This window comes from Nonomuraea sp. NPDC049684 (assembly GCF_044465345.1).
GTDB lineage: Bacteria > Actinomycetota > Actinomycetes > Streptosporangiales > Streptosporangiaceae > Nonomuraea.
The window spans coordinates 67,277-87,285 of sequence record NZ_JBITLO010000019.1 but is presented as its reverse complement, the minus strand read 5'-3'; the positions used below and the strand labels follow the sequence as shown (position 1 = coordinate 87,285).

The 20,009-nt window shown below is 74.7% G+C and carries 20 protein-coding genes; 10 read left to right on the top strand and 10 right to left on the bottom strand.

The features are described from left to right. Positions 1–4: 4 nt before the first annotated feature. The 5 genes from atpB to ACIBST_RS41685 all read right to left on the bottom strand — a co-directional run bounded on the left by atpB (position 5) and on the right by ACIBST_RS41685 (position 4,838). Complete coding sequence (gene atpB, locus ACIBST_RS41705; protein ID WP_397179041.1) at positions 5–781, bottom strand: F0F1 ATP synthase subunit A; 777 nt, start codon at positions 779–781, stop codon at positions 5–7. Between the two features lie 40 nt (positions 782–821). Then, positions 822–1,415: a response regulator gene (locus ACIBST_RS41700; protein ID WP_397179040.1), complete on the bottom strand. Its 594-nt coding sequence runs from the start codon at positions 1,413–1,415 to the stop codon at positions 822–824. Further along, entirely contained in the window at positions 1,412–2,749 is a 1,338-nt protein-coding gene (locus ACIBST_RS41695; RefSeq protein WP_397179039.1) for a sensor histidine kinase, read from the bottom strand. The genes ACIBST_RS41700 and ACIBST_RS41695 overlap by 4 nt, the downstream gene beginning before the upstream one ends. Positions 2,750–2,887: 138 nt before the next feature. Further along, positions 2,888–4,093: an MFS transporter gene (locus tag ACIBST_RS41690; protein WP_397179038.1), complete on the bottom strand. Its 1,206-nt coding sequence runs from the start codon at positions 4,091–4,093 to the stop codon at positions 2,888–2,890. Between the two features lie 151 nt (positions 4,094–4,244). Continuing rightward, the gene (locus ACIBST_RS41685) at positions 4,245–4,838 is read right to left on the bottom strand and encodes a helix-turn-helix domain-containing protein (RefSeq protein WP_397179037.1); all 594 of its coding nucleotides are present in this window, start codon (positions 4,836–4,838) and stop codon (positions 4,245–4,247) included. Between the two features lie 113 nt (positions 4,839–4,951). On the opposite strand from ACIBST_RS41685, the gene ACIBST_RS41680 reads away from it, so the two are divergent. From ACIBST_RS41680 to ACIBST_RS41650, 7 genes are all read left to right on the top strand, one after another. Continuing rightward, a complete protein-coding gene (locus ACIBST_RS41680; RefSeq protein ID WP_397179036.1) occupies positions 4,952–5,374 on the top strand; it encodes a nuclear transport factor 2 family protein in 423 nt (140 codons plus the stop codon). A 247-nt stretch (positions 5,375–5,621) separates the two neighbouring features. After that, a complete protein-coding gene (locus ACIBST_RS41675; RefSeq protein WP_397179035.1) occupies positions 5,622–6,137 on the top strand; it encodes a (2Fe-2S)-binding protein in 516 nt (171 codons plus the stop codon). Continuing rightward, positions 6,134–7,129 carry an FAD binding domain-containing protein gene (locus ACIBST_RS41670; protein WP_397179034.1) on the top strand — a complete coding sequence of 332 codons (996 nt, stop codon included), beginning with the start codon at positions 6,134–6,136 and terminating at the stop codon, positions 7,127–7,129. The genes ACIBST_RS41675 and ACIBST_RS41670 overlap by 4 nt, the downstream gene beginning before the upstream one ends. 104 nt (positions 7,130–7,233) lie before the next feature. Continuing rightward, positions 7,234–8,205 carry a prolyl aminopeptidase gene (gene pip / locus ACIBST_RS41665; RefSeq protein ID WP_397179137.1) on the top strand — a complete coding sequence of 324 codons (972 nt, stop codon included), beginning with the start codon at positions 7,234–7,236 and terminating at the stop codon, positions 8,203–8,205. 107 nt (positions 8,206–8,312) lie between these two features. After that, the gene (locus tag ACIBST_RS41660; RefSeq protein WP_397179033.1) at positions 8,313–8,981 is read left to right on the top strand and encodes a LuxR C-terminal-related transcriptional regulator; all 669 of its coding nucleotides are present in this window, start codon (positions 8,313–8,315) and stop codon (positions 8,979–8,981) included. After that, positions 8,978–10,162, top strand: a complete 1,185-nt coding sequence (locus ACIBST_RS41655) for a sensor histidine kinase (protein ID WP_397179032.1) — start codon at positions 8,978–8,980, stop codon at positions 10,160–10,162. The genes ACIBST_RS41660 and ACIBST_RS41655 overlap by 4 nt, the downstream gene beginning before the upstream one ends. Before the next feature lie 26 nt (positions 10,163–10,188). After that, positions 10,189–10,515 carry a hypothetical protein gene (locus ACIBST_RS41650; protein ID WP_397179136.1) on the top strand — a complete coding sequence of 109 codons (327 nt, stop codon included), beginning with the start codon at positions 10,189–10,191 and terminating at the stop codon, positions 10,513–10,515. A gap of 15 nt (positions 10,516–10,530) precedes the next feature. Here ACIBST_RS41650 and ACIBST_RS41645 read toward each other — a convergent pair whose 3' ends face one another. The 5 genes from ACIBST_RS41645 to ACIBST_RS41625 form a co-directional block, all read right to left on the bottom strand. After that, the gene (locus tag ACIBST_RS41645) at positions 10,531–12,144 is read right to left on the bottom strand and encodes a serine/threonine-protein kinase (RefSeq protein ID WP_397179031.1); all 1,614 of its coding nucleotides are present in this window, start codon (positions 12,142–12,144) and stop codon (positions 10,531–10,533) included. Between the two features lie 71 nt (positions 12,145–12,215). Next, entirely contained in the window at positions 12,216–15,005 is a 2,790-nt protein-coding gene (locus ACIBST_RS41640; RefSeq protein ID WP_397179030.1) for an FAD-binding and (Fe-S)-binding domain-containing protein, read from the bottom strand. A gap of 20 nt (positions 15,006–15,025) precedes the next feature. Then, positions 15,026–16,039: a zinc-binding dehydrogenase gene (locus ACIBST_RS41635; RefSeq protein WP_397179029.1), complete on the bottom strand. Its 1,014-nt coding sequence runs from the start codon at positions 16,037–16,039 to the stop codon at positions 15,026–15,028. Then, a complete protein-coding gene (locus ACIBST_RS41630; protein WP_397179028.1) occupies positions 16,039–16,887 on the bottom strand; it encodes a fumarylacetoacetate hydrolase family protein in 849 nt (282 codons plus the stop codon). The genes ACIBST_RS41635 and ACIBST_RS41630 overlap by 1 nt, the downstream gene beginning before the upstream one ends. Positions 16,888–16,933: 46 nt before the next feature. After that, a complete protein-coding gene (locus ACIBST_RS41625) occupies positions 16,934–17,698 on the bottom strand; it encodes an IclR family transcriptional regulator (protein ID WP_397179027.1) in 765 nt (254 codons plus the stop codon). Positions 17,699–17,821: 123 nt separating this feature from the next. On the opposite strand from ACIBST_RS41625, the gene ACIBST_RS41620 reads away from it, so the two are divergent. Genes ACIBST_RS41620 through ACIBST_RS41610 form a run of 3 tightly spaced genes read left to right on the top strand, consistent with a single transcriptional unit; the run spans position 17,822 to position 20,008 of the window. Next, entirely contained in the window at positions 17,822–19,198 is a 1,377-nt protein-coding gene (locus tag ACIBST_RS41620; protein ID WP_397179026.1) for an MFS transporter, read from the top strand. A gap of 59 nt (positions 19,199–19,257) precedes the next feature. Then, positions 19,258–19,689 (top strand): SRPBCC domain-containing protein, encoded by a 432-nt coding sequence (locus ACIBST_RS41615; protein ID WP_397179025.1) that lies wholly within the window; start codon positions 19,258–19,260, stop codon positions 19,687–19,689. Beyond that, positions 19,676–20,008, top strand: coding sequence for a metalloregulator ArsR/SmtB family transcription factor (locus ACIBST_RS41610; RefSeq protein ID WP_364335006.1), 333 nt, complete (start codon positions 19,676–19,678; stop codon positions 20,006–20,008). The genes ACIBST_RS41615 and ACIBST_RS41610 overlap by 14 nt, the downstream gene beginning before the upstream one ends. The last annotated feature ends 1 nt before the right edge of the window (position 20,009 follow it).

Sequence of the window (20,009 nt, the reverse complement as noted above, 5' to 3'; positions counted from 1 at the left end):
CCGGTCAGTGCTCCGGATGCAGGGACTGGCCGAGGTACATGGCGGTGAGCATCGTGAACAGGTACGCCTGCAGGAACATGACGAAGATCTCGAACGCGGTCAGCACGCACGTCATGAACACGCCCAGCACGCCCACCGCCACGCCGCCCACGGTCGGCCGCTCCACCAGGAACCAGTAGCCGACCGCGCTGAAGAAGGCCAGCAGCGTGTGCCCGGCGAACATGTTCGCGAACAGCCGCACGGCATGGGTGAACGGCGCGGTGACGAAGATGTAGAACAGTTCGAGCGGCGCGTACAGGGTGATCGCCAGGGCCTTGGGCAGGCCCTCGGGGAACATCGCGTTCCTGAGGTAGCCGGCCAGGCCCTGGTGCCTGAAGCCCAAGTAGAGCTTGAGCAGGTAGACCACCCCGGCCAGCACCCACGGGAAGGCGACGTGGGCGGTGACCGGGAACTGGAGCAGCGGGATCACGCCCATCACGTTCCAGAGCAGGATCAGCAGGAAGAGCGTGAGCAGCAGCGGCATCCAGCGGTCGGCGTCCGCGCCCAGCGACGGGCGGGCGATCTGGTCGCGGACGAACAGGTAGGCGTACTCGCCCGCGTTCTGCAGGCCGCGCGGCACCAGCTTGGGCCGGGAGAAGGCGCCCCAGGCCAGCGCGCACACCACGAGCACGCCGACGACGGCCAGCAGCACCGGCTTGGTGAGCCAGAGCGGGGCGCCGTCCCACAGGGCGGGGTAGTCGAACAACTCCGGTCCGGGCGGGCGGAAGTCGTCGGAGGGCATGACACAGCTCCTCTTGAGAGGTTGCGGGGGTGGGCGGGGGTCAGAGCCAGCCGCGGGACTCGGCCGTGCGGACGGCCTCGGCGCGGTTGCGGGCCCCGGTCTTGGTGATCGCCGAGGACAGGTAGTTGCGTACGGTGCCCTCGGTCAGGAACAGGATGCGGGCTATGTCGGCGACGGTCGCGCCGCCGGAGGCGGTCCGCAGCACCTCGGCCTCGCGCTGGGTGAGCGGGCTCGGCCCGACGGTCAGGGCCGACACCGCCAGCTTCGGATCGATCACCGTCTCACCGGCCATCACCCGGCGCACGGCCGCGGTCAGCTCGGCCACCGGCGCGTCCTTGACCACGAACCCGGACACGCCCGCGTCGAGGGCACGGCTGAGGTAGCCGGGCCGGCCGAACGTGGTGACGATGACCACCCGGTGGCCGCGCAGGCGTTCGGCGACCTCCAGGCCGGACATGCCGGGCATCTCGATGTCGAGAAGGACCACGTCGGGGCGGTGCTCGGCCACCGCTGGCTCGACCAGGTCGCCCCGGCCGACCTCGGCCACCACCTCGATGCCGTCCTCCAGAGCGAGCAGCGCGGCCAGTCCGCCACGGACGAGGTCCTGGTCGTCGGCGATGAGGACGCGGATCATGGGATCTCCAAGGGCACTCGCGCGTGCAGCCGATAACCGCCGCCTGGCAGCGGACCGGCCTCCAGATGGCCACCGACGGCAACGATCCGCTCAGCCAACCCCATCAGCCCATTGCCGCCAATCCCCCGAGGCGCCACTCCGCCGGCCCTTGCCCCCTCGCCCCCAGTCCCTTCAGCCCAGCCCCCCTCGGCACCCGCCGCACCTCCTGCGGCTCCGGTGCTGGCGGCGCCACCCCTGCCGGCAGAACCTCCGCCGGCCGTTGGCCCGGTCGCCTCGCCCCCGGACCCGGGCACTGCGGCTCCGGGGGTGGTGGTTTCGTGGCTGGTGGCCGCGGCTCCGATGGGGCCGGGGCCGTCGTCGCGGATTTCGACGGTGGCGGTGTGGTCGTCGACGGCGAGGTCGATGCGGCAGTGGCGGGCGCGGCTGTGGCGTACGACGTTCGTGGCGGCCTCCCGTACGGTCCAGGCCAGCAGCGTTTCGGCGGCGGCCGGGACGGGGCCGCCGGCGGGCGAGACCTCCAGCCGGATCCCGGCCAGGTCCAGGCTGTGGGCCGCCGTGCGCAGCTCGCCCGACAGGGACGGGGCGCGGTAGCCGGCCACGGCGTGGCGCACCTCGTCGAGCGCCTGGCGGGCGGCGCGTTCAACGTCGGCCATCTCGCGGGCGGCCCGTTCCGGGTCGGTACGGGCCAGCCGGGCGGCGAGCTGGCTCCTGATGGTGATCGAGGTGAGCGTGTGGCCGAGCGTGTCGTGCAGGTCGCGGGCGAAGCGCAGGCGTTCGTTGTCCACGGCGAGCCGGGCGACGTGGGCGCGGGCGGCGTCGAGCCGGGCGACCATCTCGCCCAGGTGCTTCAGGCTCGCCACCGTCACCGCCTCGACCAGGATCACCAGCGGCACCCACCAGACCTGGTCGAACGGCCGCCCGTACGCCGTCAGCGCGGCCACCACCACGACCGTCGTCACCGCCGCCGACACGACGAAGGCGACCCGCGAGAGGCAGGCCGACAGGGCGCTGACCACGAACACGAACCCGACGTACGCCCACGGCGCCCGCAGCACCGGCAGCAGCGCCAGCGCGGCGGCCACCAGCCCCACCGGCGTCCAGGTCAGCGCCGCCGCGCCCAGGGCGCTGAGCGCCCGCCACATGATCCGCAGCCAGCACGCCGTGAAGACCGCGACCGCCACGACCACCCACACCACCGCGAGCACGCCGGGACGCGCGGAGAAGAACGACCACAGCGGCCACCCCAGCAGCAGCAGCCACCCGCACGACCCGGCGCGCGCCGCCGTCCGGCCCCGGCTGAACTCCACCTCCCGCACCGCCGCGTCACCCGTCACAGGGCCCGACGGTAACGCGCGGCGGCCGGCGTCGGCCGCCGGGGCCGGTCATCCTTGAGTTTCAGCATGGGACCAGCCTGCTGGGAGTGGCGGCGCCGGGTGTAGTGCCGGTCGTCAGAGACGCGTCCATGACAAACGTCATGGACGGCTCCGGCCGGGAGCGGCGGGGGCGGCGGCGCGCCGGGGGTGGGGGGGACGGTTCGTCAGCACGAGCACGCCCGCGGTGACGAGCCCCGCGGCGTGCAGGCACAACGCGGGGACGATGCCGACGACCTCCCCGAGCACCCCGGCCGACGCCATGCCGAGCAGCGAGGTGACGGCCTGGGCGCTGGCGAGCAGCCCGATGAGGCCGCCCCGGCGCTCGTCGGTGGTGGCCGTCTGGGCCAGCGTGGTGAACCCGGCCATCGCCGCGGCCGCCGGGAGCCCGGCCAGCGCGATCAGCACGAGGGCGGGCCACAACGCGTCGAGGGCGAGAAGGTAGGCGAACAGCGCCAGGTCGAGCAGGCCGAACGCGACCGTGCCCCAGCCGAGGAGCAGCCGTGGCGCGGGGTCGCGCCGGTGCAGGGCCACAGCCAGCCCGCCGGCCAGCCCGCCGACCGCCTGCACCGACAGGAACAGCCCGTACGCGTCGCCCTGGCCGCCCAGGACGTCGGCCACGAAGGGGGCGGCGAGCGTGGCGAAGATCCCCTCGCCCGCCCCTGTGATCAGCATGTATCCCGCCAGCAGCCGGACGCCGGGGTTCCCCATGGCCAGCCGCAGCCCGGAGGCCCACTGGGCACGGACGGACGGCGCCCGCGCCACGACCGGCGACCTGGCCGGGACGCGCAGGGTCGCCTGCAGAACCGCGGAGATCACGAAGCTGGCCACGTCGAGCAGGACGATGGCGGGCAAACCGCCCGCCGTGACGGCGACGCCGCCCAGCATCGCCCCCAGCAGCCGGGCGAGCTGGCCGCTCTGGCCGTGCAGGGCGTTGGCCCGGACCAGCCCGGACGCGGGCACGAGCTGCGGGACGAGCGCCCGTTGCGCCGGGGCGAGCAGGGTGCCGAGCACGCCGGTCCACAGGGCGACCGCGTACACGATCCAGACCTGGGCGGGGCCGCGTACCGCCAGCAGGGGCAGCAACCCGAGCCCGAGCAGCACGTCGGTGACGACCAGCAACCGGCGGCGGTCCCAGCGGTCGGCCAGCACCCCGGCCACGGACCCGAGCAGGACGTGGGGCAGCCGGGAGACCAGCAGCATGATCGCGGTGGACAGGGTGGAGCCGGTCAGGCGGTAGACGTGGAACGCCAGCCCGGTGCTGATCACCCAGTCGCCCGTCTGGGACACGACGGACGCGACCAGCAACCGCCCGAACCCCCGCCCGCCGCCGGGCCCCACCCACCCGCCACCGCCCCGCCCCGGCCACCACCGCATCCCGGCCCTGGCCTCCCGACCCGGCGGCTCCTCAGCCGTTTGCCCACCGGCCCGGCCGGCCGCCGCGGCCGGGGGGCGTCGGTCAGTCACCGGAGGCCGTCGGGGCGAGCGGGATCACCATCTGCGTCACCAGCACGGGCCGGGCCCCTTCGGGACGGGCCGCCGCGTCGTCCACGCGGGCCATCAGCGGCCGCAACAGGTCGGCGACGGCCTCGCCGAGCGCCGTGATCTCCTGCGGGGTGACGTAGAGGTAGGTGTTGCCGATGCCGCCGACCCCGCGCCAGGGCTCCTCCTCGCCCCGCCGCGCCTCCTGCCACTCCACCAGCCGCGAGAGCGCCCGCTCGGCCAGGACCTGCTCCAGCAGGCTGCGGGCGGCCGACCGCTCGGACCCGGTCACGTCGTCATCCCACACCTGGACGCTCGCGGTCACCTTCCAGGGCCGCTCCCGCTCGTCGCGCGCCTCGGCCTGCTCCACCAGGCCGTACTTGGCCAGTTGCCGCAGGTGGTAGGAGGCCAGCGCCTGGCTGATGCCGAGCTCGCGGGCGGCGTCGGCGGCTGTGGTCGCCCCCGACCGCAACAGCAGCTCGTGCAGCGCCAGCCGGACCGGATGGGCGAAGGCCCGCATCGCGGCCGGATCGTCGAGCACCAGCCGCCGCCCCGAAGATTCCAAAGACATGCTTGGAATGTTCCGCCATCCGCCCCGGCGATGTCAAGGATTCCTTTGGAATACCGTCGGCGGTTACCTCCGGGGTAATCGACGGCGTTCAGGCGGGCCGGGAGACTGGGGGTATGAAGAGGGACACGCGGGACATCGTGCAGGAGTTGTTGCGGCGGATCGGCGAGGGCGATCCCGAGCGGACGGCGGAGTTGTTCGCCGAGCCGGTCGACTGGCAGCTCAGCTGGCCCGCCGAGGGGCATCCGGCGGTGCCGTGGATCCGGCCCCGGTCCGGGCGGGCCGAGGTGGCCGAGCACTACCGGTCGCTGGGGGCGCATCACGTGCCGGAGCTGAACGGGACCACGGTGCGGCAGATCCTGGTCGACGGGGCGGACGCCGTGGTGCTGGGGCAGATCGTGCAGACCGTGCGCGCGACCGGCGTCTCCTACACGTCGCCGTTCGCGCTGCACCTGACCGTCGAGGACGGGCTGATCACGCGCAGCCACATCTACGAGGACAGCCTGACGGTCGCGCAGGCCATGACCGCCAAGGGGTGATCCCCCGGGAAGGCCGGTGGCGGGCGCGCACGGCGGCGGGCCGCGGAAGCCGGTGGCGGGCGCGCACGACGGCGGGCCGCGGAAGCCGGTGACCGGCACGCACGACGGCGGGCAGCTCGCTGCGTCCGATGATCCGTGTTCGGCAATGTCTGTCACCGTTTTGGCCCTTGACCAGCGGACGGACCGCTCCGTCCCACGCCGCGCGGGTTACGGTGATCGCGACAGTCCGTACGGCCGGAGGGATGGGATGGACGGCCGCGCCCCGCTCCCCCTGCGCGTCAACGGCCGGCCGCACGAGCCGCCGGCGGACCCGCGCGTGTCCCTGCTCGACTTCCTGCGCGAGCACCTCCGGCTGACCGGCACGAAGAAGGGCTGCGACCAGGGGGCCTGCGGCACCTGCACCGTCCTGGCCGACGGCCTGCGGGTGTACGCGTGCCTGCTGCTGGCCGTCCAGTGCGAGGGGATGGAGATCGTCACCGTCGAGGGCCTGGCGGACGACGCGGTGGGCGCGCGGGTGCAGGAGGCGTTCGTCCGGCACGACGCCCTGCAGTGCGGATACTGCACCCCCGGCCAGGTCTGCTCGGTCGCCGGCCTGCTGGCCGAGCTGCGGGACGGCGTGCCCAGCGCCGCCACGCCCGACCTGACCGCTCCACCGCGCGAGCTGACCGACGCCGAGCTCGGCGAGCGCATGGCGGGCAACCTGTGCCGGTGCGGGGCGTACCACCACATCGCCGCCGCCGTCCGGGAGGTCGCCGCGACGTGAGGGAGTTCGTCTACCTGCGGGCGGCCGACGTGGCGGAGGCCGTCGCGATGATGGCCGCGACGCCGCCGGACGGCGGCCCGGCCCGCTACCTGGCCGGCGGGACGAACCTCGTCGACCTCATGCGGGAGGAGGTCGAGCGGCCGGGCCGGGTGGTGGACATCTCGCGCCTGCCGCTGTCGGCCGTCGAGGACCTGCCCGGCGGCGGGCTGCGGCTCGGCGCGCTGGCCGGCAACACCAAGGTCGCGGCCGACCCGCGCGTTCGGCGGCGCTATCCGGTGCTCGCCCGGGCCATCCTGGCGGGCGCCTCGCCGCAGTTGCGCAACCGCGCGACCGTGGGCGGCAACCTGCTGCAACGTACGCGCTGCCGCTACTTCTACGACACCGCCGCCGCCTGCAACAAGCGCGTGCCCGGCGCGGGGTGCGACGCGCTGGAGGGGTTCAACCGCGCGCACGCCGTCCTGGGGGCGAGCCCGAGCTGCGTCGCCGTCCACCCCTCGGACATGTGCGTGGCCCTGGCCGCCCTCGACGCGACCGTCAACCTGACCGGGCCGCGGGGGGCGCGCAGCGTGCCGTTCACCGGCTTCCACGTGCTGCCCGGCCGGACGCCGCAGGTGGAGACCGTGTTGCGGGACGGCGAACTGGTCACGAGCGTGGACCTGCCGCCCGCACTGCCGGGGCGCGGGGCGTACGCGAAGGTCAGGGACCGGGCCGGGTTCGCGTTCGCGCTGGTGAGCACGGCCGTGCTGCTGCACGTCGAGGACGGCCGGATCGTGTTCGCGCGGGTCGCGCTCGGCGGGGTGGCGCACAAGCCGTGGCGCGCCCACGCCGCCGAGGACCTGCTGACGGGCGCGGTCCCGGACGCCTCCGCCTTCGCGCGGGCCGCCGGCGTGGCGCTGGCCGAGGCCCGTCCGCTGCGGCACAACGCCTTCAAGCCGGTCCTGGCCGCACGGCTGCTCCGCCGCACGCTCGCCGGACTCGCACGCCCGTCGTAGATCGGCCGCGCGACGCGAATCGGCCACAGGACGCGGATCGGCCAGGCGGCGTGGATCGGCTGCGCGCCGGGCGGCCCGGGCGAGTAGGTCTGGTAGCCATGACGCTGATGACGTTCTACCCGCCCGTCGAGCCCTACGAGAGCGGCCTGCTCGACGTCGGCGACGGCCAGGAGATCTACTGGGAGACCTGCGGCGACCCCGGCGGCAAACCGGTCGTCCTCCTCCACGGCGGCCCCGGCGGCGGGCTGCTGCCCGTGCAGCGCCGGTTCTTCGACCCCGGCGCCTACCGGATCGTCCTGTTCGACCAGCGCAACTGCGGGCGCAGCCGCCCGCACGCCGCCGACCCCGGGGTGTCGCTGGAGGCCAACACGACCTGGCACCTGGTCGCGGACATGGAACTGCTCAGGCGGCGGCTCGGGATCGACCGGTGGCAGGTGTTCGGCGGCTCGTGGGGCGCGACCCTGGCCCTGGCGTACGCGCGCCGCCACCCGAGCCGGGTGACCGAGCTGGTGCTGCGCGGGGTCTACCTGGCGAGCGCGGCCGACGAGGCGTGGGCGTTCACCGGCTCGGGGGCGGCCCGGCTGTTCCCGGCGGAGTGGACGGCCTTCCGCGACGCGATCCCGCGGACCGAGCGGGACGACCTGCTCGGCGCCTACCACCGCCGCCTGTTCGACCCGGACCCGGAGGTGCACCTGCCGGCGGCGCGGGCGTGGGCGGCGTGGGAGCTGGCGGCCAACACGCTGCTGCCCGCGCCTCCCCCTCCGCTGACGGACCGGGAGGTGCTGGGCTTCGCCCGGATCGAGGCGCACTACTTCACCCGGCGCTGCTTCCTGCGGGAGGGCGAGCTGCTCGACGTGGCGGCGATCCGGGAGATCCCCTGCGTCATCGTCAACGGCCGCTACGACATGAAGACGCCGCCCGACGCCGCCTGGGAGCTGCACCGCGCCTGGCCGGAGGCCGAGCTGCGGATCGTCGAGGACGCTGGCCACGGCGGCGCCGAACCCGGCACGCTGCACGAGCTCGTCAGGGCCACCGACGGCTACCGTCCGAACGCCCGTGCACCACAGGATTCATGATCTACAATACGAACTTGTAGTGGTTTTTCAGGACTTGCTGGTCTTGCACACTTCTGCTCACCGTTGTTGACATGTCACCTCGTTCGCAGCCTGCCGCGGAGCAAGACGTGATCCGGATCGCCGTGATCGACGACCACGAGCTGATCCGCCATGGACTGGAGTACCTCCTGCACCGGCACGAGGACCTGCAGGTGGTGCTGCGGGGCTCGTCCGTCGGGGACCTGCGCGGCTTCGACGCCGGGTACGACGTGCTGATCCTCGACCTCTACCTGGCCGAGGACCGGCCGTGCCTGGCCGCGGTCAAGGAGCTGGCGGCCGTCACGCGGGTCCTCATCGTGTCGGCCTCCGGACGGCCCGCCGACGTGCTGGCGGCGATCCGCTGCGGCGCCAACGGGTACGTCACCAAGGACGCCCCCTCCGAGCTCATCGTCGCCGCCGTGCGCACGGTGGCCGCGGGCGGCTTCTACCTGTCGGCGGGCCTGGCCGACATCCTGCAGAGCGAGCTGGACGACAGCGCCCGCCCGCCCGCGGGATCCGGCGCCCAGGAGGAAGGCGAGGGCGGCGAGGCCCCGCCCCGGCTGTCGGCCCGGGAGGAGGAGACCCTCTCCTACATAGCCCAGGGCTTCACCCACGCCCAGGTGGGCCGCCGGATGGGCCTCAGCAAGGCCACGGTGGACACCTACGTCGAGCGCATCAGGGCCAAGCTGCAGGTCGGCAACAAGGCCGAGCTCACCCGCGCGGCGCTCAACCGGCTCGAACGCCGCGACCGGCCGTGAGCCCTCCGCGACCGCCGCGCCCGCCCGGCACGGCGGTCGCCGGCATGGAGCGCGGCCGGGCCCTCACCATGGTGGTCGTCCGGGTGGGCGCGCTGGTGTTGTGCGGGTCGCTGGAGGTGCTGGGCGACGGGCGGTGGCTGACGCTGGGGCCGCTGCCGTACCTGCTGGGGGCGATGGGCGCGGTCAGCCTGCTGGTGTGCGTGGTCACGGCGGCCCGCGCCGCGCTCCCGCCCCGCTGGCTGCTCTGCGTGGACCTCGGCCTGGTGACGGCGGCGGTGCTCGCCGCCGGTCACCACGCGGGCTCGCGGGTGACCGACGGCTGGCCTGGCACGGTCCTGCCGTACGTGCTGCTCGTCGGCATCATGGCCGGCATCTCCTTCCGCACGTTCCCCGTCGTGCTGGCGTGGACGGCGGCGCTGGGCGGCGCGCTGGTCCTCGGGTACGTCCAGTCGGACCTGGCCTGGTGGGCCGGGCTGCCGCACGTCGCCGGGCTGACGACGAACGCCACGATGGCCGCGTACGTCATGCGCATCCTGTTCAGGACCGCCGGCGACCTGGACCGGGCCAGGGCCGAAGAGCTGCGCCGCTCGGCGCGGGTGGCGGAGGAGTCGCAGTGGCTGCGCGCCTTCCTGCGCGGCGACGACGGCGATCCGGCCGAGGACGTCGTGGCCGCCCTGGAGGAGGTCGTGCGGCAGGCGGTCGGCAGCGGGCTGCGGGTGGAGTTCAACGCGGGCCGGCTGCGTTCGGCGCCGGAACGCGAGGGCATGCCGGCCGAGGTCGTCGAGGCGCTGAGCGGCATCCTGCGCGAGGCGCTGACGAACGTGCGCAAGCACGCGGGCGTGCGGCACGCCGTGGTGCGGGCCGAGTGCCGGTCCGGGACGCTGGCGCTGAGCGTGCTCGACCACGGCAGCGGCTTCGACCCGGACGCGCCGACGACCAGTCTCGGCATCGCCCGTTCCATCCGGGACAGCGCCCGCGCGGTGGGCGGCAGCGCCGACGTCGAGGCCGCTCCCGGCGAGGTGGCGGCATGCGATCACACCGGACGGCGGTCCTGCTGGCGGCGGCGGCTCTGGCCCTGCTCCCGGTCACGGGGGCGCACGCGGACGACGGCCCCGCGGACGCCCGGCCGGCCGCCCGGACCTGCTCCGGCACGGCCTGCGACGGCAAGGACCCGGCGCTGACCGGCTGCACGGCGGGCTCCTCCACCGTGGCGTCCAAGTGGGTCCGGGCCTTCGGCGGCTACCTCGAACCGCGGTACGGCCCCGGCAAGGGCGGCACCTGCCAGGTCAACTGGGCCAGGTTCACCAAGCGTGGGCAGGGCGCGGACTACAACGTGTGGGTGGAGCGCAGACCGGGCGTGCGGGCGGCCGCGGGGGACGACAAGAGCCTGACCCAGTACTCCGGCGGCGACGAGGGCACCGGGGTCATCTACTCCGACCAGGTCTGCGCGCCCGAGGTCCCGGCGCGGGCCTGCGTCGAGCCCGCCCGTGCCCGCCGCACCGCGAGCTCGGCCGTCTGCACGGACGCCGTCTGACCCGGCCCGCGCGGGTCAGCCGAAGCCGTTGGGGCACAGGAAGCTCTTGATCGAGCCGGGCGCGCTCGCCACCAGCGCCGGGCGGCCCTCCAGGGAGCAGAAGTTGCTGCCGATCTGGGCGTCGAGGAACCGGGACGCGTTCCGCCGCGCGATCAGGTCGATGGCGCCGACGCTCGGGGAGGACAGCTCGGCGGCGACCCACGAGCCGACGCATCGTTTGCGGGCGACCACGGCGTCCTGCGGCAGGCTGCCGCCGTTGAGCGCGGCGGCCTCGCGCAGGATCGAGCCCGAGGAGGCGCACGGCAAGGTGCGGGGCCTGCTCTTGGTGGGCGTCTCCTCGGGTGTCTTCTCGGGCGTCTTCTCCGGCGTTTCGGTCTCGGTCGGGGTGTCCTCCGGGGTGTGGGTCTCCTCGGGGGTCTCGCTCTCCTCCGGGGTGTCCGTCGGGTCCGGGTCCGCGGAGGTGGCGGGCGGGTCGGTGTAGGAGGAGGTGGGCCCGTCGTCCGTGGACGGCAGCGCCTCCGGCGTGCCGGCCGCGTTCAGCGCGAACGCCGCGCCGACCGCCACGACGGCGACGACCGCCACCACCGCGGCCCCCACCGGCCACAACCGCGCCCGGCCGCCGGACGACGGCGGCCCCAACGGTCCCTGCCCGCCGGACGACGGCGGCCCCAACGGTCCCTGCCCGCCGGACGACGGCGGCCCCAACGGTCCCTGCCCGCCGGGCGGGGGCGGCGTCAGGGGCAGTGTGCCGGGTGGAGGCGGCGGGGGTGTCAGAGGGAGCGTGCCGGACGGGGGCCGGGGCAGGAGGAGCGTGCCCGACCGGAGCGCGTCGAGCAGCTCCGCCGCCCCGGGACGCGCCGCCCTGTCCTTGGCGAGCGCCGCCCGGACCAGGTCGCGCACCTCCTCGGGCACCCCCGACAGGTCGGGATCGACGCTCATGACCCGGTAGGCGAGCACGTCGGGCGCCCCCAGGCCGAACGGCGGCCGCCCGGTCGCGGCGTAGACCATCAGCGCGCCCCAGGCGAAGACGTCGGCGGCGGCGTCGGCCTGGTCGCCCCGGTACTGCTCGGGGCTGATCCAGCCGGGCGAGCCGATGAGCGCGCCGGTGCCGGTCAGCCCGCTCTCGTCGAGGGCGCGGGCGATCCCGAAGTCGAGCACCTTCGCCCCGGACGCGGCCAGGATCACGTTGCCCGGCTTGAGGTCGCGGTGGACGATCCCGGCCCCGTGGATGTCGGTGAGCGCCTCGGCGATGTCCACCCCGAACGCGACCAGGTCGTCCGGCGGCAGCGGCCCGTGGTCGCGTACGTGCTCGGTCAGCGTGGGGCCGGGCACGAACTCGGTGGCCAGCCACGGCGGCGAGGCGCCGGTGTCGGCGGACAGGACCGCGACCGTGCAGCGCCCGCGCACCCGCGACAGCACCTCGACCTCGCGCACGAACCGGTCGTGGAAGTGCGGGTCGGCGGCCAGCCCCGGATGGATGACCTTGACCGCGACCCGCCCGCCGTCGGGCGCGACCCCGGCGTAGACCACGCCCATGCCGCCCGCGCCCATGCGGCCCACGATCCGGTAGGGACCGATGCGCTCGCGTTCGTCCATCTCCAGGGGGCCGAAGCCGCCGGGGTCGCTCATCGTGCTCCCGATCGCCGGATCTTCGCAACAGCGACGATCTTATTGACACATCGGTGTAAACCGCGCCCCCCTCAGGCGGTTGCTTCGTCGAGGAGCTCCAGGAGGTGCCGGTAGGTCTGGCCGGTGGCGCGGGTCAGGCCCAGCTCGCAGGTGCGGTTGACCGAGGCGTGCGCGGCGCAGCCCGCCTCGGCCACGGACGCTGCCTCGGCGCGGGTGGCCGAGGCGGTCAGCTCGGGGTGCAGCAGGCCGCGGTCGCCGGCGAAGGCGCAGCACTGCCAGCCGTCCGGGATCACGACCCGCTCGGCGACCGCCTCGGCGAGGCAGGTGACGGCGGCGTCCAGGCCGAGGCGGGTGGAGGAGCAGGTCGGGTGGAGCGCCAGCGACGGCAGGCGGCGCGGCTGCGGCAGGCGGGGCAGGACGTGCTCGGCGGTGAAGGCGACCGCGTCGACGACCCGGAGGCCGGGCACCAGGTGGGCGTAGCCCTCGGTGCAGGAGGCCGCGTCGCTCACCACGGGCAGCCGGCCGCCGTCGGTGGCGCGCGCGAGCACGTCCCGGACGCGCTCGCCCATGGCCTCGTGGCCGTCGGCGAAGCCCTTGGACGACCACGGGGTGCCGCAGCACAGGCTGGCGATCTTCTCCGGGACGTGCAGCGTCAGCCCGGCGCGGGCGGCCAGGCGCTGGAAGGCGGTCATCACGCCGGGGCCGCCGTCGGCGGGGGCGAACAGCGTGTTCAGGCAGGACGGCAGGTAGACGGCGTCGGCGTCGTCCGCCGGGGACGGGCGGCGCCTGGTGCCGCCGCGCGGCAGGTCGCGGCTCCACCGCGGGACGTCGTCCGCCCCGGCCAGGGCGCGGGCGGCGCGCGAGGCGGCCTCGGGCAGCGCGGGCGGGACCGCGGCGGCGGTGTCCAGGGCCAGGTTCATGGCGCGGGTGACGCCGTCCCAGTGCTTGGCGGCGCTCTTCCAGCCCGCGTGGGCGGCGCGGCCGTGGCGCTCGGCGCGCAGACGTTTGGTCAGGTCGCCGGTGTTGATGAGGACGGGGCAGGCGGTGGCGCACATGCCGTCCACGGCGCAGGTGTCGACGGCGTCGTAGGCGTAGGCGTCCGCCAGCTCGCGGGCCAGGGCGTGGTCGCCGGCCGCCTGCGCGGCGGCCAGCTCGCGGCGCAGCACGATGCGCTGGCGCGGGGTGGTGGTCAGGTCGCGGCTGGGGCAGACGGGCTCGCAGTAGCCGCACTCGACGCAGCGGTCGACCTCGGGCTCGACGGTGACGACGGTCTTGAGGTCGCGCAGGTGGGCCTCGGGGTCGTCGGTGAGGACGACGCCGGGGTTGAGCGTCCCGGCCGGGTCGCACAGGCGTTTGACCTCGCGCATCACCTCGTACAGCTCGTCGCCGTACTGGCGGCGCACGAACGGGGCCATGACGCGGCCGGTGCCGTGCTCGGCCTTCAGCGTGCCGCCCCTGGCCAGGACGGCCTCCACCATGTCCTCGGTGAACTCGGCGTAGCGGTCGAGGTCGGTGGCGAACCGCTCGTTGAGCATGAAGTGCAGGTTGCCGTCCTTGGCGTGGCCGAAGACGACGCTGCGCTCGTAGCGGTGCTGGGCGAACAGGGCGGTCAGGTCGTCGCACAGGTCGGCCAGCGCGGGCACGGGGACGGCGACGTCCTCCAGCAGGGCGGTCGTGCCGCTGGGGCGGGCGCCGGCGACGGTGGCGTACAGGCCCTTGCGGATGTGCCACAGCGCGGCCCGGCCGCCGGCCTCCCTGCTCAGCCGGGCGGGGGCGGCCAGGCGCAGCCCGGCGAAGACCCGCTCGGCGGCCCGCTCCCGCTCGGCGAGCAGCTCCGCGTCGGACTCCTGCCATTCGACCAGCAGCGCGGCGTGCTCGGCGACGGTCATCGCGCGCAGCGTCTCGTCGGCCTTGGGGTCGGTCCGGGCGACGCGCAGGGACTCGGCGTCCAGCAGCTCGACGGCGGCGGGCCCGGCTGCGACCAGCTCCGGCACCGTGGCCATCGCCTCCCGCAGGGTCGGGAAGACGAGCAGGCCGGTGGCGGCCAGGCGGTGGGCGGGGACGGTCCGGAAGACGGCCTCGGCGACGAAGCCGAGGGTGCCCTCGCTGCCGATGACCAGGTGGGCGAGGATCTGCGCCGGGTCGTCGTGGTCGAGGAAGCTGTTCAGGCCGTAGCCCATGGTGTTCTTCAGCGAGAACTGCTCCTGGACGCGCCGCACCGAGCCGGGGTTGCCGCGGATCCGGTCGCGCAGCCTGGTCAGGCCGTCGGCGAGGTCGGGTTCCAGGGCGCGCAGCCGCTCGTCGGCGTCGGGGGCGCCGGTGTCCAGGACGGTGCCGCTCGGCAGCACCAGCGTCATCGACTCCAGCGTGCGGTAGGTGTTGGCGTGCGTGCCGCAGGTCATGCCGCTGGAGTTGTTGGCCACGACGCCGCCGATCGTGCAGGCCGACTCGCTGGCCGGGTCGGGGCCGAGCTTGCGCCCGTACGGGGCCAGGCGGGCGTTGACCTGCCGCAGCACGGCGCCGGGCTGGACCCGTACGCGGGCGCCGTCGTCGAGCACCTCGATCGAGCGGAAGTGCCGGCGGGTGTCCACGAGCAGGTGCTCGCTGACGCCCTGCCCGCTGAGGCTGGTGCCGCCGGAGCGGAAGGTCAGCGGCAGGCCGGTGCGCAGCAGCGCGGCGACCTGGCCGGCGCTCTCGGCCACCAGCACGGCCTGCGGGGTCAGCAGGTAGTGGGAGGCGTCGTGGGCCATGCCGAGCCGGTCGCTCGCGCGGGCGCGGGTGATCCCCGGGACGGCCGTCTCGACCGCCGCCAGGACGGCGGCGTCCGGCGCGTTCAGCCGTCGCGGTTCACGGTGGGTCATGCTCGTGCTCACTTCCAGGTTCATTGCCGGGGATCGATGTGGATCTTGGGTCCCGGGCCGGCGCCGGGCGGTCGCCGTCCGGCCAGCACGCCGGCCGTCTCGGCGAGCCCGACCGTGGCGGCCACCAGCGGACGGGCGTCCACCGAGCCGCCGGCGTAGGCGTCGATGGCCCCGGCCAGCCCCGCCGAGCCGCCCAGGACGCCGACCGCGGTGACGTCCTTGAGCACCAGCTCGCGGGTGTCGAGCGTGGACGGCGTGCCGGCCAGGCCGATGTAGACGACGCGGCGGGCCGGTTCGGCCAGGCCGAGGGCGAGGGCGGGCATCGCGGCGGCGTTGGTGGCGTCGATGACGGCGTGCCAGGGCAGGCCGGGCAGCGTCGCGCGGGTATGGGCGTGCCGGAACCCGAGGCCCGCGGCCAGGCGCAGGTCGGGCTCGGCGCGGCCCATGAGGTGCACCTCGGCGCCGCCGGCGCGCGCGAACAGCGCGGCCAGCAGGCCGATCGTGCCCGTGCCCAGAACCAGCAACCGCTCCCCCGCCTCCAGCCCCGCCGCGCGGACGGCGCGTAAGGCGTTGCCACCGGGCTCGACCAGCGCGCCCGAGGTAGCGTCCACCGTATCGGGCAGCCGGTGGAGCGCCGCGACCGGGACGGCGAGCCGCTCGGCCAGCGCTCCCGCGGCGCCCCGGCTGATGCCCAGCTCGGCCAGGTCGGGGCACACGTGGTGGCGGCCCTGGCGGCAGCGGTCGCAGCGCCCGCAGCCGAGCATGGTGTCGCCGACGACCCGCCGCCCCAGCCACGCCGGGTCCACGCCCGCGCCCAGCTCCGCGACGCGCCCGCACCACTCGTGGCCGGGGCGCAGCGGGTAGCGGGAGCGGCCGGTGCGCAGGTAGCTCATCCCGCCGCTGAACAGCTCCATGTCGGTGCCGCACACGCCGGCGCGCTCGACGTCCACGACCACCTGGCCGGGCCCCGCCGAGGGGGGCTCGACCTCCTGGACCTCGGCCGCGCCCGGCCCGGTCAGGACGAGCGCCCGCACTACCGGGGCTCCACGACCCGCTGGCGCTGGCTGCCGAGCCCGTCGATGCCGAGCTCCATGACGTCGCCCGGCCGCAGCCAGATCTGCGGGTCGTGGCCCATGCCGACGCCGGGCGGGGTGCCGGTGTTGATCAGGTCGCCGGGCTCCAGCACCATGAACTGGCTCAGGTGGTGCACGATGACGTACGGGTCGAAGATCATCGTCTTGGTGCTGCCGGTCTGGCGGCGCACGCCGTTGACGTCCAGCCACATGCCCAGGTTGCGGACGTCGGCCAGCTCGTCGGGGGTGACCAGCCAGGGGCCGGCCGGGTTGAACGTCTCGGCCGACTTGCCCTTGCTCCACTGGCCGCCGCGTTCCATCTGGAAGGCGCGCTCGCTGACGTCGTTGACCACGCAGTAGCCGGCGATCGCGTCCGCCGCCTCCTCGACCGAGTCCAGGTAGGAGGTGCGGCGGCCGATCACGATGCCGAGCTCCACCTCCCAGTCGGTCTTGGTCGAGCCGCGCGGGATGCGCACGTCGTCGTCCGGGCCGACCAGGGTGTTGGGCGACTTGGTGAACAGGATCGGCTCGGCGGGCACGGCCTGGCCGGTCTCGGCGGCGTGGTCGCTGTAGTTCAGGCCGATGCACAGGATCTGGTGCGGGCGGGCGATCGGCGCGCCGACGCGCTCGCCGGCGAACGCCTGCCGCGGGCCGGCGGCCACCCGCTCGGCGAGCAGGGCGGGGCCGCCCGCGGCGAAGAAGCGCTCGTCGAAGTCGGGGGTGAGGTCGGAGACGTCGACGTAGTGGTCGTCGTCCACGCGGACGACCGGCTTCTCGGCGCCGGGCGCGCCGATGCGCATGAGGTACAAGGGGATCTCTCCGGTTCTGTACAGGTCAGGGAACGGGCTGTGCGGGTCAGGGGAGGTGGTGGCCGGCGACGACGGCGCGGATGGCCGGCACGTCCTCGACGAGCACGCTCAAGGGGGTGCGGTAGGCCAGGCCGCTGATGCTGACCGCGCCGCTCGGCACGGTGGGCGAGGTCAGGTACGCCGGGACCGCCACGCAGTTGACGCCCGGCTCGTTCTCCTGGTCGTCGGCCGCGTAGCCCTGCTCGCGGACGCGCACCAGCGCGGCGTGCAGCTCCTCGGCGGTGCCGACCGAGCGTTCGGTGGGCCGCTCCAGCCGCCGGTCGCCCACCCAGGCGCGCACCGCGGCCTCGTCCCGCAGCGTCCCGGCCAGCAGCATCTTGCCGACGGCGGTGCAGTGGGCCGGGTTGCGCCCGCCGACGACCGAGGTCAGCCGGACCGCGCCGGACGGCGGGTCGAGCTTGGACCGGTAGACCACCGACGTGCCCTCCAGCACCGCGTAGTGCACGGTCTCGCCGTAGCGGTCGCACAGCGCCTTGAGGATCGGGGTGACCCGGACATGGTCGGGCCGGGCCTCGTGGTGGGCGAAGGCCATGCGCAGGAACTCGTCGCCGAGCACGTACCGGCCGTGGCCGTTCTGGACGGCGAGCCCGGCGCGGCGCAGCGCGGCCAGGGCGCGGTGGGCGGTCGGCTTCGGGCTGGAGACGGCGCGGGCCATCTCCTCCAGGCCGATCCCGTCGGGGTGCCGGGCGAGCTCGGCCAGCACGGCCAGCACGCGGTCGGCCCCCACCAGCTTGGCGTCACTGTCGGACATGTTCCGAAGGTTAGACCACCGTTCCGGAAAACGGAAGTTCGCCGCGATCGGACGCGGCATTGACGCAACCAATCGGTTGCCATACTGTGGCAACCGATTGGTTGCTACTACTGGGAGGCCGCAATGAGTGTTCCTGTCGCGACCGTCGAGGCCGCCCCGCCGCGCCTCGGCGGCAGACAGCGGTTGATCGCGTTCGTCCTGCTCGGCGCCGGTTTCATGCTGGCGGTCGACTTCTCGATTCTGAACGTCGCCCTTCCCCAGACCGGCGCGGGCGTCGGGCTGAGCCCGGCCCAGTGGCCCTGGATCACCTCGGCGTACGCGCTGCCTGCGGCCGGGTTCACCCTGGTGTTCGGCCGGACGGCCGACCTGTTCGGCCGGCGGAGGCTGTTCCTGGCCGGCATGGTCGTGCTGGCCGGGGCCTCGCTCCTCGGCGGCCTCGCCGGCGGGCCCGCGACGCTCCTGACCGCCCGGGTGCTGCAGGGCCTGGCCACGGCGATGACGGTCCCCGCCGCGCTGTCGCTGCTCACCACCACCTTCAAGGAGGGCCCGCTGCGCGCCCGCGTCCTCGGGCTGAACGGCGCCCTGCTGTCCGGCGGCTTCACCGTCGGCGCGCTGCTCGGCGGCGCGCTGGTCAGCCTGCTGAGCTGGCGGGCGGCGTTCCTGTTCAACGTGCCGGTGGCGGTGGCGATCGTGGTGCTGGCGCCGTTCCTGATCCGCGAGAGCGTGCTGCCGGAGCGGGTGCGGCTCGACCTGCCGGGAGCGGTCACCGTGACCGGCGGCCTGCTGGCGGTGATCTACGCGGCCGTCGAGAGGAACCTCCTGGCGGCCGTCGCGGGCGTGCTGCTGCTGGGCGCGTTCTGGCTGATCGAGCTGCGCGCGCCCGCGCCGCTCGCGCCGGTGCGCATCCTGCGGCGGCCCACGGTGAAGTGGGGAAACTTCGCCGGGTTCGTCATCTTCACGATGGAACCCGCCATGATCTTCCTGGTGACGATCTACCTGCAGCGGGTGCTGGGCCTGTCGCCGCTGGTCACGGGCCTGGTGTTCGGCATCCCCGGGCTGGCCTCGGTGGTCGCCGGGGTGATCGCCGGGCGGTTCGTCGGACGCCACGGCAGCCGCCGCGTCCTGGTCGCGGGTATGACGGTCCAGGCGCTCGCCACGCTTCCCGCCGTCTTCCTCGGGACCGGCTGGACCGTGCCGGCGATCCTGGTCCCCGCGCTGTTCGTCGGCTTCTTCGGGCACGTCACCGCGATCGTCGCCTACACCGTCACCGGCACCTCGGGCCTGCCGGACGAGGAGCAGGGGCTGGCGACCGGGCTGACGTCGATGACGCAGCAGGTGGCCGTCACCGTCGGGATCCCGCTCCTCGGCGCGGTCGCCGCCACGCGCGCCGGGGAGGTGGCCGGCATCCGCCTGGCCCTCCTGGTGGACGTCGCGGTGACGCTCGCCGCCGTCGTCCTCGTCTCCTACGGCCTGCGCCGGCACCCGCGTCCGGAGCAATGACCGTCCACCCGCCGCCACGAGGTGTGGCACCCTTTTCCCTGCTGCATATGGAGGTCGTCATGGGATTCCCCGATCGGGTCGAGCGCACCGTCGAGCTCGCCCACCCGCCAGGCAAGGTGTGGGCGGCGCTCACCACCCCCGAGGGGCTGGCCGCCTGGTTCGGCCAGGAGGCGGCGATCGAGCTGCGCCCCGGCGGTCCGGCGCGGATGAGCTGGAGCGACGGGCACACCGTCGACCTGCGCGTGGAGCGCGTGGAGGAGCCGTCGGTGTTCGGCTTCACCTGGCCGGTCTTCGGCATGCCGGAGGGCGACCCGCGCCGCACGTACGTCGAGTTCACCCTCGAACCGGCCGGCACGGGCACCCGGCTGACCGTCGTCGAGACCGGCTTCGCCCAGTTGCCGGACGACCACCACCGCAAGGCGTACGACGCCCACGCCGAGGGGTGGGCGAGCGAGCTGGGCGAGCTGGCCGGGCACCTTGACGCCGCCTGACATCGAGGCGGTGGCCGAGCAGGTCTTCGTCGCCCTGGCCGACCCGAGCCGGCGAGCCGTCCTGGCCGAGCTGGCCGCCCGGGGCCCGGCCACGGCGACCGACCTGGCCGCCCGCCTGCCGATCACCCGGCAGGCGATCGCCAAGCACCTGACGCTGCTGGGCGAGGCCGGTCTGGTGACGGCCGAGCCCGGTGAGCGCCGCCGCGTCCGCTACCGGCTGCGCTCGGCTCCGATGCGGGTGGCCCAGCAGTTCCTGGCCGCGCTGGCCAGCGACTGGGACGGCCGCCTCGACGCCCTGCGCGACCACCTCGACGGCTGAG

Coding starts and splice junctions, on each gene's coding strand:
- ACIBST_RS41620 (WP_397179026.1), top strand. CDS start 17,822: ATGAGTGTTCCTGTCGCGACCGTCGAGGCCGCCCCGCCGCGCCTCGGC.
- ACIBST_RS41685 (WP_397179037.1), bottom strand. CDS start 4,838: ATGTCTTTGGAATCTTCGGGGCGGCGGCTGGTGCTCGACGATCCGGCC.
- ACIBST_RS41625 (WP_397179027.1), bottom strand. CDS start 17,698: ATGTCCGACAGTGACGCCAAGCTGGTGGGGGCCGACCGCGTGCTGGCC.
- ACIBST_RS41615 (WP_397179025.1), top strand. CDS start 19,258: ATGGGATTCCCCGATCGGGTCGAGCGCACCGTCGAGCTCGCCCACCCG.
- ACIBST_RS41700 (WP_397179040.1), bottom strand. CDS start 1,415: ATGATCCGCGTCCTCATCGCCGACGACCAGGACCTCGTCCGTGGCGGA.
- ACIBST_RS41640 (WP_397179030.1), bottom strand. CDS start 15,005: ATGACCCACCGTGAACCGCGACGGCTGAACGCGCCGGACGCCGCCGTC.
- ACIBST_RS41680 (WP_397179036.1), top strand. CDS start 4,952: ATGAAGAGGGACACGCGGGACATCGTGCAGGAGTTGTTGCGGCGGATC.
- ACIBST_RS41675 (WP_397179035.1), top strand. CDS start 5,622: ATGGACGGCCGCGCCCCGCTCCCCCTGCGCGTCAACGGCCGGCCGCAC.
- ACIBST_RS41645 (WP_397179031.1), bottom strand. CDS start 12,144: ATGAGCGACCCCGGCGGCTTCGGCCCCCTGGAGATGGACGAACGCGAG.
- atpB (WP_397179041.1), bottom strand. CDS start 781: ATGCCCTCCGACGACTTCCGCCCGCCCGGACCGGAGTTGTTCGACTAC.